This window comes from Millionella massiliensis (assembly GCF_900104655.1).
GTDB classification, from domain to species: Bacteria; Bacteroidota; Bacteroidia; order Bacteroidales; family Rikenellaceae; genus Rikenella; species Rikenella massiliensis.
Genome location: NZ_FNWD01000002.1, coordinates 503,347 through 515,151, shown reverse-complemented (window position 1 = coordinate 515,151; position 11,805 = coordinate 503,347). Strand labels below are relative to the sequence as shown.

Sequence of the window (11,805 nt, the reverse complement as noted above, 5' to 3'; positions counted from 1 at the left end):
GTTATTCTGCGAATTTCATTTCATCGAGCAGGTACCCTGCCCCACCGACACGGTCGATCAGGAACAGTGCGTAACGGATGTCGAGCGCGATGTTGCGGCATACGGTGGGGTCGTATTCGAGGTCGGACATGGTTCCTTCCCAGCAGCGGTCGAAATTGACGCCGATCAGCTGGCCGTCGGCATTGAGCACGGGGCTGCCGGAGTTACCGCCGGTGGTGTGGTTGGTGGCGATAAAGGCCACGGGCACGGTGCCGTTTACGGCCCACCGGCCATAATCTTTCGTTTCGTAAATCTGGCGCAGACGGGCCGGAACGTCGTAATCGTAGATCTCGGGATTGTCTTTCTGCATGACGCCTTCGAGGGTCGACACGGGTTCGTAGTAGACGGCGTCCATCGGCCGGTAGCCGTCGATTTTGCCGTAGGCGATGCGCAGCGTGGAGTTGGCATCGGGGTAGAATTCGCGCTGCCCTTCGAGCATCTCCATCATGCCGCGCATGTAGGTGCGGTACTGTTGGTCGATCTGTTTGTTGAGCTGGTTGTAGCGCGGTTCGATTTCGTTTTTGTAGGTGTCGTTGAAGGCTTTGTAGGCCTTAATGGCTGCGTCGGATTGGAGTTGCTGACGGATCGCGGTGGTATCGCCGCTCGCCAACAGGTTGCGCACGCTGGTCGAATCGGTCAGGATGCTGTTGTCGAACACGGTGGTGGTCAGCGTGCCGGGGTTGATCCCTTCGGGACGGAAACGTACGGGGATGTGTTTCGTGTATTCCACCAGCAGCGTCTGGGCGGTCTGGCGGTCGATGGCCGGTACATAGTCTTTGAAGAACTTGTCTGCCGCGGCCTGCAGCTTGTCGATCGTTTCGTCGTCGAAACGGGTTACGTTGGCGAAGTTACCGGCGAATTTGAGCAGTTCGATGGCCATCACGGCTTCGGTGTGGTAGTCGCGGGCGAAGGCGTAGGGCTCCAGTGTGTCGTAGAGGGCGGCAAGACGGCGGGTGACACCGCTGTAGGCGGGTTTGTCGGCGGCCCAGCTTTCGAACTCTTTTTCAAAGGCCTGTTTCTTGGCGACGGTGCCGAGGCGTTGGAGACCTTTCATCTCGCCCTGCCACTTTTTCCAGGCGTTCGATACGCTGGCGTTTTTGGCGGCGTACTGGATCCGGACGGCGGGATCGGCGGCCATGGCCCGGTTCATTACCTCGAGCCGCAGGGTGCGCAGGTGTACCTTATGGGGATCGCCGAGCTCCTGGGTGTAGCGCACGGCTTCGGAGTGGAGGTATTGGTAGGTGCGGCCGGGAAAACCGTAAACAAAGGTGAAATCACCCTCCTCTACCCCCTTCAGCGAAATGGTGAAGGATTTGCGGGGTTTGTAGGGAACGTTGTCGGGCGAATAAGGGGCGGGTTTGTTGTCCTTGCCTGCGTAGACGCGGAAGATCGAGAAGTCGCCGGTGTGACGGGGCCACATCCAGTTGTCGGTGTCGCCACCGAATTTGCCGACGGCCGACGGCGGAGCGAAGACCAGGCGAACGTCTTCGAAAACTTCGTAGATGAACAGGAAATATTGGTTCCCGTAGTACAAGGCTTCTACCGAGGCTTTATAGTGGTTGCCTTTGGTGGCTGTCTGGACGGTTTTTTTCTTGTTGCGGTCGATGATTTTTGTACGTTCGGCTTCATCCATATCGGGTTTGACGCCCTTCAGGATGGCATCGGTCACGTCCCGCATCTCGACCAGAAAACTAACCACCAGACCGGGGTTGGCAAGCTCTTCGGAGCGGTTCATGGCGGCGAAACCGTTGGTCAGGTAGTCGTGTTCGACGGAGCTGTGTTGCTGGATCTGGCCGTAGCCGCAGTGGTGATTGGTGATCAGCAGTCCCTGGTCGGAGATCAGTTCGCCGGTGCAGCCGCTGCCGAAGCGGACGATGGCATCTTTCAGGCTGGCCTGGTTGACGGCGTAGAGGTCCTGGGCGGTGAGCCGGAACCCTTTGGCCTGCATGTCTTTGATACGGCCCTGTTCGATCAGGCTGGGCAGCCACATCCCTTCGTCGGCACGGCTGGCCGGCAGGGTGAACAGCAGCGAGAGGGTGAGGGCAAGATAGGTCAGTTTTCTCATGTATCGCGGTTGTCTAAATGTTTTGTTGGGTGTGAAGAAAATCGATCAGGCCGGTATAGAGCAGCCGGGTCGGAAGGCCCATGACGTTGTAGAACGAACCTTCGATCCGTTCGATGCCGACATATCCGATCCATTCCTGAATGCCATAGGCGCCGGCTTTGTCGTAGGGACGGTAGTTGTCGACGTAGTAGGCGATCTGTTCCGGGCTGAGGGGGCCGAAGGTGACGCGGGCGGTCTCGGACAGGGTGGTCGCGGCCCGGGCGCTGCGCAGGGTCAGTCCGGTGACGACTTCGTGGGTCGAACCGGAGAGGATGCCGAGGATACGGAGCGCATCGGCCCGGTCACGGGGCTTGCCGATGACCTGGCCGCTATGGATGACGACCGTATCGGCCGTTACGAGAATCTCGTGCTCGCCCAGCGTGTCGGGATAGGCCTTCGATTTGAGTTGCGAGAGGTAGCGCGGCACTTCATGAGGCTCGGTATCGGCCGGATAGCGCTCTTCGACGGAGTAGGCGTCGGCAATGCGGAACGGCAGGCCGAGGCCGGCCATCAACTCGCGTCGGCGGGGCGAACCGCTGGCCAGTATGAGCTCGATCTGTTGCAGTTGTGGGTCGCAAATCATGTCTGAAGCAGCTATTTGATATCGAAATCGAGCAGCGTGCGGCCTTCGAGTTGGGCGGTCAGCCGGTCGCCGATGTGGACCTGCCCCACTCCGACGGGGGTGCCGGTGAAGATCAGGTCGCCGATGCGGAGGGTCACGAAACGCGAAACGTAGGCGATGATCTGGTCGATGCTGAAGATCATGTCGCCGGTGAATCCGGTCTGCTTCCGCTCTCCGTTCAGGTCCATGGAGAAGTGGAGGCTCTGGATGTCGGGGAGTTCCGATTTCGGGATGAAGGTGGGCGAAATGGCTGCCGAGTAGTCGAACCCTTTGGCGATCTCCCACGGCAGACCGGCGGCCTTGCATTTGCGTTGCAGGTCGCGAGCGGTGAAGTCGATGCCGAGTCCGACCTCTTCGTAACAGCGGTGGGCGAAACGCTCTTCGATCCGTTTACAGAGGCGGTTGATGCGTACCACGACTTCGCATTCGTACTGGAGGTCTTCGCTGAAGTCGGGAATGTAGAAGGGGTCGTTGTTGCGCAGTAGGGCCGTGTCGGGCTTGATGAAGAAGACCGGTTCGCGGGGAATCGGCCGCTCTTTGCCGTCCCACACGGACGGCAGTTCTTTGACGTGTTCGGCATAGTTCATGCCGATGCAGATGATTTTCATTGGGGTTGTTTTTCGGTTAGGATGCGGACCATTTCGGCGGCGACGCGTTCCGATGCGCCGGCTTCGCCCATGGCGGTACGCAGGTCGCGGTAGTCTTGCAGCATGCGTTCGTGTTTCGACCCGCCGGGCAGTACGGCGCGCAACTCGTCGGCGGCAATGGCGGGGGTGAACATCTCCTGGATCAGCTCACGCACCACTTCGCGGTCCATAATCAGGTTTACCAGCGAGATAAAGCGCAGTTTGACCAGTTTTTTTGCGATCCAAATGCTGATGCCGGAACCTCGGAAGCATACTACTTCCGGAATGTTCAGCAGGGCGGTTTCGAGGGTAGCCGTTCCGGAGGTGACCAGTGCGGCGGCCGACAGGGCAATGGTTTCGTAGGTTTTGTCGCATACGAAACGGACGTCGCTTCCGCCGAGGTAACGGTCGTAGAGTGAACGGTCGAGCCACGACACACCGGTCACGACAAACTGATAGTCGGGGAAAAACCGCGAAACGGCGACCATATTGGGCAGGTTGTACTGAATTTCGGAGGTCCGGCTGCCGGCAACCAATGCGATGATGGGGCGTTCGTCGAGGTGGTTTTCGCGACGGAACGCAGCGGCTGTTTCGGGTGTGACGGCGGGGCGTTGCGAGACGGAGTCCATCAGCGGGTTGCCGCCGTAGAAGGCTTCGATGCCGTGGCGGCGGAAGTATTCGATCTCGAACGGGAAGATAATGAAGAGTTTATCGACGTATTCCCGCAGCTTGACCACGCGTTTCTCTTTCCAGGCCCACACTTTTGGGGCGATGTAGTAGAACACGCGGGGACGTTTGTCGGGATCGGGCCAGCGGTGGGTATGGACGAAGCGGGCCATCCGCAGGTTGAATCCGGGATAGTCGATTAGAATCAGTACATCGGGATGCCATGCGGCGATGTCTTCCCGGCAGAAGCGCATCTGCCGGCCGATGCGCCGCAGGTTTTTGAGCACTTCCCAGAAGCCCATGATCGAGGCCTCTTTGTAGTGGCGGACCAGCGTTCCGTGCGAGCCAGCAGCGGCAATCATTTTATCGCCGCCCCAGAAGCGAATCTCGGCTTCGGGATCGGTGTGCAGCAGCCCTTTGATCAGGTTCGACCCGTGCAGGTCGCCCGAGGCTTCGCCGGCGATGATGTAGTATCTCATACCGTTCTATTTGATTTCCAACAGGTCGGGGCGCAACCGTTGCGTCCGTTCGTAGGCTTGGTCTTCCTGCCAGCGGGAGATTTCGGCAAAGTTGCCCGACAGCAGTACGTCGGGTACACGCCAACCGTTGAACTCGGCCGGACGGGTGTAGACGGGCGGGGCCAGCAGGTTGTCCTGGAAGCTGTCGGTCAGGGCCGAGCATTCGTCACCGATGGCGCCCGGCAGGATCCGCACGACGCTGTCGGTGATGATGGCGGCGGCCAGTTCCCCGCCGGTGAGCACGTAGTCGCCGATCGAAATCTCGCGGGTGATGAGGTGTTCGCGCACGCGGTAGTCCACCCCTTTGTAGTGGCCGCAGAGGATGATCAGGTTGCCGAGTGTCGAGAGACGGTTGGCCTCCTTCTGGTTGTAGGTGATTCCGTCGGGCGAGGTATAGATCACTTCGTCATACGTGCGTTCGGACTTGAGCCGGGTGATGATCTTGTAGATCGGTTCGACTTTCATCACCATCCCGGCTTCGCCTCCGAACGGGTAGTCGTCAGCCGTGCGGTGCTTGTCTTCGCAGTAGTCGCGCAGGTTGTGGATGTGGATCTCGACCAGCCCTTTGTCCTGGGCCCGTTTGATAATGGATTCGCTCAGGGCGCCGTCCAACAGTTTGGGCAGCAGGGTGATGATGTCAATTCTCATGGGTCTGACGGGCTTTGTAGTTCACGTCGCCGCGCAGGGCTTCCACGATGAACGGATTGAACATCTCTTCGTGTGCGATGGTGCTCTGCGGACCGTGGCCGGGGAAGATGCGGGTGTCGCCTCCCAGCGGAATGACCCGTTCGACGATGCTCTCCATCAGGTCGGGATAGCTCCCGCCGGGCAGGTCGGTACGACCGATGCTCTCCTTGAACAGCAGGTCGCCCGTCAGCAGCAGTTCGGCTTCGGGGGCGTGGATCACGACATGGCCCGGCGTGTGGCCTGGTGTGTGGAAGATTCGCAGGGTGCTGTTGCCGACCTCGATTTCAGGGGTATCGGCCAGATCGATCTCCGGGACGGGAATATGCTCCACGTCGAATCCCCAGTCTGCATATGCGTGGGCCAGCTCGAGGATCGGTTTGTCCAGACGGTGCAGGGCGAACGGGATGCCCCATTGCCGTTTGACGAAGTCCACGCCGCAGATGTGGTCTACGTGCCCGTGGGTATTGAGGGCCATGATGGGGGTCAGTTCGTTTTTCTCAATGAAGCTGACCAGTGTTTGGCATTCTTTGTCGGAACTGCATCCGGCATCGACGATCACGCACTGGCGGGTTTCGTCGAAGAGGATATAGGTATTCTCACCGAAAGGGTTGAAGGTGAGCGTTGCCAGTTTGATCATAAGGGACGAGGATAAGGTTATTCGGTTCCAAATTTACGAATTTTACCCGTATCTTTGCCCGTATCTGAACCGATAGCCATCATTTATGAAGCCGAGAAAGAGCAAGTATCCCCAGATCGACGGTCTGGAAATTACCGATATAGCTGCCGAGGGCAAATCGCTCGGAAAGTATAACGACATTGTGGTATTCGTGCCCCACACCGTGCCGGGCGACGTGGTCGATGTGCAGATCAACAACAAACGGCGTCGCTTTATGGAGGGTTATGTGGTGAACTTCGTGAAGCGTTCCCCCATTCGGGTCGAACCTTTCTGTAAACACTACGGCGAGTGCGGCGGTTGCAAATGGCAGGCGCTGCCCTACCCGATGCAGCTCGAATACAAACAGCGACAGGTCGAGGATCAGCTCCGTCGGCTGGGAAAAATCGAACTCCCCGAAATTTCGCCCATTATCGGGTCGGAGCGGAGTGAATATTACCGCAACAAGTTGGAGTTCACCTTCTCCAACAAGCGTTGGGTGCCCCGTTCCGAGGTGGCGGCCGGTGCGGCTACCGGCGACGGTAATGCGCTGGGGTTCCACATTCCCGGCATGTTCGACAAGGTGCTCGACGTGGAGTGGTGTCACTTGCAGGCCGAGCCTTCGAACGCCATTCGGTTGGCGGTGAAAAGGCTGGCCGAAGAGCAGGGACTCGAATTCTACAACCTGCGCGACCATCAGGGTTTCCTGCGGAACATCATTATCCGTACCGCGACGACCGGTCAGGTGATGGTGACGGTCGTTTTCGCGCGGGACGATGCCGAACGGCGCGCAGCGCTGCTCGATGCACTGATCCGGGAGTTCCCGCAGATCACGTCGCTTAATTACATTGTGAACGAAAAACTGAACGACTCGATCGGCGACCAGGAGGTCTTCTGTTACGCCGGCAAGCCTTATATGGAGGAGCGCATGGAGCATCTGACCTTCCGCGTGAATCCCAAATCGTTCTACCAGACCAACTCCGAACAGGCCTACAACCTCTACAAAGTGGCGCGTGAGTTTGCCGAACTGACCGGTAGCGAAGTGGTGTACGACCTCTACACCGGAACCGGGACGATTGCCAACTTCGTGGCGGCGCGTGCCCGGAAGGTGGTCGGTATCGAGTATGTGCCCGAGGCGATTGAAGATGCCAAACAGAACTCCGCACTGAACGGAATCGACAATACGCTGTTCTTTGCGGGCGACATGAAGGATGTCCTGAACGCGGAGTTTATCGAGCGTCACGGTCGTCCCGACGTGATAATTCTTGACCCGCCGCGTGCCGGTATTCATGCCGATGTGGCGGCGACCATTCTGGCGGCAGCTCCCGAACGGATGGTCTATGTCAGCTGCAACCCGGCCACGCAGGCGCGTGACCTGGCCATCTTCGATGCAGCCTATCGCGTGACCCGCGTACAGCCGGTGGATATGTTCCCCCATACGCACCATGTCGAAAATGTGGTGCAGCTGGTGCGTCGATAGTTGGCTGAGACAGGAGGGGTGCACATGGCGGAATGGATCGAAACGGACGACGGATCGCTGACCCTGCGGCACGCGGTACTGGGTGAGTTGTACCACTCCGACCGGGGGGCGGTGGGCGAAGCGGAGCATGTCTATCTCCGTGCCGGGCTGGACGCGGTTGTCGCGATGACGGGTCGTCGGCAGGTGGCGGTGTTCGAAGTCGGTTTCGGGACGGGGCTGAATGCGTGGCTCACCGCCCGACGTGCTCAGGAATCGGGCCTGCAGATCGACTATCATGCCATTGACCTCTATCCGCTGGACGAAGAGACGCTCCGCGGGATGCACTATACCGATGATCCGCGGTTTGTACGGATGCACGCTGTTCCGTGGGATGGCATTGCGCACGAGTGGACCGAGGGCGTTTCGCTGACGAAATATGCCGCAGACCTGACGACGTTTGATTTTACTCGGCTGGCCGAGCGTTTCGATCTGGTCTATTTCGATGCTTTCGCTCCCGATGCCCAGCCCGAACTGTGGACCGAGGAGATTATGGGCGGAATGTTCACGCTTTTGCGGCCCGGTGGCGTGCTGGTGACCTACTCCGCCAAGGGAACGGTCAAGCAGGCTTTGCGTGCTGCGGGGTTCGAGGTGACACGTCTGCCGGGTGCGCTGGGCAAACGCCACATGGTGCGGGCGGTTCGACCGATGGAGTAAGCGATTCGGCGAAGAACTGCCGAAAATCTTTGAACGACATGGAAAACAAACAGTTGATTGCCAAAGCGCTGGAAGCTGCACAACGAGCCTGGGCACCCTACTCCGGTTTTCGGGTGGGTGCGGCCGTGCTGTTGGAGGATGGAACGGTCGTGTGCGGGAATAATCAGGAAAATCGTGCCTATCCGCTGGGGAGTTGTGCGGAACGTGTGGCTGTAAATTTTGCGCGGGCCACCTACCCTGCTCTGAAAATCGAGGCCATTGCCATCGCGTCGCCCGATTCGGCAGTGCCGGTCACTCCGTGCGGTGGGTGTCGCGAGGTGTTGCTGGAGGCGGTGCGCGCCCAGCACAATTGTGATATCCGTGTGGTGATGGCCGATCGGACCGGCGAATTGTGCCGTGAGGCGATGGCGACCGAGTTGCTGCCTTTCGCTTTTGAATTTAAATAGTTTTCTTCGGTACGTGCCTTCCGTTTGTTGAGTCGTAAACGTAATCCCCTTATGAAAAGCGAAAAGGAAAAGATGCTGGCGGGTGAACCGTTTGAACCCAGGGAGCCTGAACTCGACCGTGATCGTGCCTATCTGTTGCCGAGACTGCACCGGCTGAATACCGAATTTGCGGCCCGTCCGCTGCATGAGGCTGAAGAGCTGTTGGCCGAAATTCTGCCGAACTGTCCGCGGGGAACGAGGATCCGACCGCCGTTTTATTGCGATTACGGCTATAATATCTCGTGCGGCGAAGGAGTTTTTCTGAATTTTAACTGCACGATTCTCGACGTGGGGCGTGTACGGATCGGGTCGCATGTGCTGATCGGTCCTAATGTTCAGATCTATGCGGTGACTCATCCGATGGATGCGGACACGCGGCGGCTCGGTCAGGAGTGGGGCGAAGCGGTCACGATCGGTGACGATTGCTGGATCGGAGGCGGCGCGGTGATCTGTCCCGGCGTGACGATCGGCAGCCGTTGTGTCGTGGGGGCAGGGTCCGTGGTGACCAAAGATGTCCCCGACGATGTGCTGGTGGCAGGCAATCCGGCTCGTATTATCCGACGGTTGCGCTGACCTAAAGCGGCCTTTTGCTCTTTTTGTGCGTAGGGAATTCGTGCGATGGCCGGGCTGTTCCGGGGACTGGCCTCGCCATTAATCATAGGATGCCGTTTTAGTTCTCCGCAGTTTTTATCTTTCTCCCTTCCTTTTCTCTCTCCCTTTCTCTTCTTCTCCCCTCTTCTTTCTGTCGTCCCGTTGTGGCTTATTAGGGGGCGCGGTTATTGTTTTTTGACCGACTCTTCGAAGTAGGCCCAGAGTTTGTCTTCACGCGGAGTGGGCGCCTCGACGGTGATCGTTTCGTGCGTAACGGGATGCTCGAACGTCAGGCGGCGCGCCCACAGCGAAATCCCTCCGTCCTTGTTCGAACGGCTGGCTCCGTATTTCAGGTCGCCTTTGATCGGGCAGCCGATTTTCGACAGCTGACACCGGATCTGGTGGTGCCGACCGGTCAGCAGTTCGATCTCCAGCAGATGATACCGGTCGCTCGATGCCAGCAGCGTGTAGCGCAGGATCGCCTCCTTTGCGTCGGATTGCAGATTCCGTGGAACGGCGTTCAGCGTGGCGTAGGCTACTGATTTGTTGGTCTTCCCGTTGCGGACAATGAAGTGCCGCAACTCGCCTTCGTTCTGCTCCGGTCTGTTTTCGACAATGGCCCAGTAGATTTTTCGGAACTGACGCTGTTTCAGTTGCTCGTTGAGCCGCACAAGCGCTTTCGAGGTACGGGCCAGCAGCACAGCTCCGCCGACGGGGCGGTCGATGCGGTGGACGACGCCCAGAAATACGGCTCCCGGTTTCTGGTATTTAACTTTGATATAAGCCTTTACGGTATCCTCCAATGCAGGATCTCCGGTGGGATCGGGCTGCACGAGTTCGCCGGGGCGTTTGTTGACCACGATCACGTGGTTGTCTTCGTAAAGTACTTCTATCATGGAGCAGGCGGGTATAAAAAATCCCGTCGGCTTTCCGGTTCATTCAGTGGGGGCGGGTGAACCGAAAGTATGTGCCGACGGGAAAACAGGTGTTTATTCGGGAACGATGTCTCTCTTGCGCGTTAGAAGATGAACATCGAACTGATTTCCTTGTAGTTGTATACGCGTTCCACCACGTCGGCAAAGATGTCGGCTACGGTGAGAACCTTGAATTTCGAGATGTCTTTACCCTCTTTCAGCGGGATGGTGTCGGTGGTGATGATCTCGTCGAGTGCGCTGGCTGCAATGCGTTCGTAAGCGGGGCCGGAGAGCACCGGGTGGGTGACGACGGCACGCACGGAGAGAGCGCCCATGTTTTTCATCATGTCGGCCGCTTTGGTGATGGTACCGGCGGTGTCGATCATGTCGTCGAAGAGCACGACGTTACGTCCCTTGACTTCGCCGATGGCGGTCATTTCGCTGACGACGTTGGGTTTCGAGCGGTGTTTGTGGCAGATGACCATCGGGGCACCGAGGTACTGTGCGTAGGCATTGGCACGTTTCGAACCTCCGATGTCGGGGGTTGCAACGGTCAGGTTTTCGATGTTCAGGCTCTTGATGTAGGGAACGAAGACGCCGCTGGCGTAGAGGTGGTCGACCGGAACGTCGAAGAAGCCCTGAATTTGGTCGGCGTGCAGGTCCATGGTCATGATGCGGTCAACGCCGGCTGCATGGAGCAGGTTGGCTACCAGTTTGGCACCGATCGACACGCGCGGACGGTCTTTGCGGTCCTGGCGTGCCCATCCGAAGTAAGGCATGATGGCAACGACGCGTTTTGCGGAGGCACGTTTGGCCGCATCGACCATCAGCAGCAGTTCCATCATATTGTCTGCCGGCGGGAAGGTCGAGCAGACGATAAATACGGTGCAACCGCGGATACTTTCGTCATAGGCCGGTTGAAATTCACCGTCGCTGAATTCCAGTACGACGGAGTTACCCAACTCAGAACCATAGTGTTTTGCGATCTTTTCGGCCAGGTAACGCGAGTTACGGCAGGTGAAGAATTTGATTTTGTGAGGTTCGCCCATGATTTACGCTTCGGATATTAGGTGTTGTTGTATATCAAGGTGTCGTTTCGACAGCCGCAAAGGTAACTTTTTTTTAACTCTGTTCTAAACAAATTTCGATAAAATCCAGAATTTCCTCGCGTCCGCGACCCTTCTCCGACGAGGTTACGAACATTCGGGGCAGCTCTTCCCACTCTTCGCTGAGTTGGCGGCTGTAGGTGGTGATGCTTCGATTCAGCTGTGCCTGAGAGAGTTTGTCGGCTTTGGTGAAGACGATGCCGAACGGTACGCCATGGGTTCCGAGAAAACGGATAAATTCCAGGTCAATTTTTTGCGGTTCATGGCGCGAATCGACCAGCACGAACAGGTAGTAGAGCTGCTCGCGGTTGAGTACGTAGTCCGTAATCAGTGACGAGAATCCGCTCCGTTCGCGGCGCGAGACTTTGGCATAGCCGTAGCCGGGCAGGTCGACCAGTGCCCACTCTTCGTTGATGATGAAGTGGTTGATGAGTCTTGTCTTGCCGGGGGTGCTGGAGACTTTGGCCAGGCCGGGGCGACCCGTGAGCATGTTGATGAGCGATGATTTCCCGACGTTCGAGCGGCCGATGAAGGCGAATTCACGCATCGAGCTTGCCGGACATTGCGAGGCCTTCTGGCTGCTGCACTGAAAGGTTGCGGAGGCGATGTTCATGGCTCAAAG

13 protein-coding genes are annotated in these 11,805 nt (G+C 58.1%); 4 read left to right on the top strand and 9 right to left on the bottom strand.

What is annotated here, in order from left to right:
• Position 1: 1 nt before the first annotated feature.
• From BQ5379_RS02240 to BQ5379_RS02215, 6 genes are read right to left on the bottom strand one after another with little or no spacing between them, the layout of a single operon-like run.
• On the bottom strand, positions 2-2,104 hold the full coding sequence (locus BQ5379_RS02240) for a S46 family peptidase (protein WP_071133929.1): 2,103 nt from the start codon (positions 2,102-2,104) through the stop codon (positions 2-4).
• 13 nt (positions 2,105-2,117) lie between these two features.
• Positions 2,118-2,726: a Maf family nucleotide pyrophosphatase gene (locus BQ5379_RS02235; RefSeq protein ID WP_071133928.1), complete on the bottom strand. Its 609-nt coding sequence runs from the start codon at positions 2,724-2,726 to the stop codon at positions 2,118-2,120.
• An 11-nt stretch (positions 2,727-2,737) separates the two neighbouring features.
• Entirely contained in the window at positions 2,738-3,373 is a 636-nt protein-coding gene (locus BQ5379_RS02230) for a fumarylacetoacetate hydrolase family protein (RefSeq protein WP_071133927.1), read from the bottom strand.
• A complete protein-coding gene (gene lpxB, locus BQ5379_RS02225) occupies positions 3,370-4,536 on the bottom strand; it encodes a lipid-A-disaccharide synthase (protein ID WP_071133926.1) in 1,167 nt (388 codons plus the stop codon). The genes BQ5379_RS02230 and lpxB overlap by 4 nt, the downstream gene beginning before the upstream one ends.
• A 6-nt stretch (positions 4,537-4,542) precedes the next feature.
• Positions 4,543-5,223, bottom strand: a complete 681-nt coding sequence (gene trmD, locus BQ5379_RS02220) for a tRNA (guanosine(37)-N1)-methyltransferase TrmD (protein WP_071133925.1) — start codon at positions 5,221-5,223, stop codon at positions 4,543-4,545.
• Positions 5,213-5,899 (bottom strand): MBL fold metallo-hydrolase, encoded by a 687-nt coding sequence (locus BQ5379_RS02215; protein ID WP_205408188.1) that lies wholly within the window; start codon positions 5,897-5,899, stop codon positions 5,213-5,215. The genes trmD and BQ5379_RS02215 overlap by 11 nt, the downstream gene beginning before the upstream one ends.
• An 85-nt stretch (positions 5,900-5,984) precedes the next feature.
• Between BQ5379_RS02215 and rlmD the strand changes: the two genes are divergently transcribed.
• From rlmD to BQ5379_RS02195, 4 genes are read left to right on the top strand one after another with little or no spacing between them, the layout of a single operon-like run.
• Positions 5,985-7,394, top strand: coding sequence for a 23S rRNA (uracil(1939)-C(5))-methyltransferase RlmD (rlmD, locus tag BQ5379_RS02210; RefSeq protein ID WP_071133924.1), 1,410 nt, complete (start codon positions 5,985-5,987; stop codon positions 7,392-7,394).
• Between the two features lie 24 nt (positions 7,395-7,418).
• Positions 7,419-8,087, top strand: a complete 669-nt coding sequence (gene mnmD, locus BQ5379_RS02205) for a tRNA (5-methylaminomethyl-2-thiouridine)(34)-methyltransferase MnmC2 (protein ID WP_071133923.1) — start codon at positions 7,419-7,421, stop codon at positions 8,085-8,087.
• Between the two features lie 38 nt (positions 8,088-8,125).
• Entirely contained in the window at positions 8,126-8,533 is a 408-nt protein-coding gene (locus tag BQ5379_RS02200; RefSeq protein ID WP_071133922.1) for a cytidine deaminase, read from the top strand.
• Positions 8,534-8,584: 51 nt separating this feature from the next.
• Entirely contained in the window at positions 8,585-9,145 is a 561-nt protein-coding gene (locus BQ5379_RS02195) for a sugar O-acetyltransferase (RefSeq protein WP_071133921.1), read from the top strand.
• A gap of 203 nt (positions 9,146-9,348) precedes the next feature.
• On the opposite strand, the gene BQ5379_RS02190 is transcribed toward BQ5379_RS02195, so the two are convergent.
• The 3 genes from BQ5379_RS02190 to yihA all read right to left on the bottom strand — a co-directional run bounded on the left by BQ5379_RS02190 (position 9,349) and on the right by yihA (position 11,796).
• The gene (locus BQ5379_RS02190; RefSeq protein ID WP_071133920.1) at positions 9,349-10,059 is read right to left on the bottom strand and encodes an RluA family pseudouridine synthase; all 711 of its coding nucleotides are present in this window, start codon (positions 10,057-10,059) and stop codon (positions 9,349-9,351) included.
• A gap of 122 nt (positions 10,060-10,181) precedes the next feature.
• A complete protein-coding gene (locus tag BQ5379_RS02185) occupies positions 10,182-11,126 on the bottom strand; it encodes a ribose-phosphate pyrophosphokinase (RefSeq protein WP_071133919.1) in 945 nt (314 codons plus the stop codon).
• A gap of 73 nt (positions 11,127-11,199) precedes the next feature.
• Entirely contained in the window at positions 11,200-11,796 is a 597-nt protein-coding gene (yihA, locus tag BQ5379_RS02180; RefSeq protein ID WP_071133918.1) for a ribosome biogenesis GTP-binding protein YihA/YsxC, read from the bottom strand.
• Positions 11,797-11,805 lie beyond the last annotated feature (9 nt).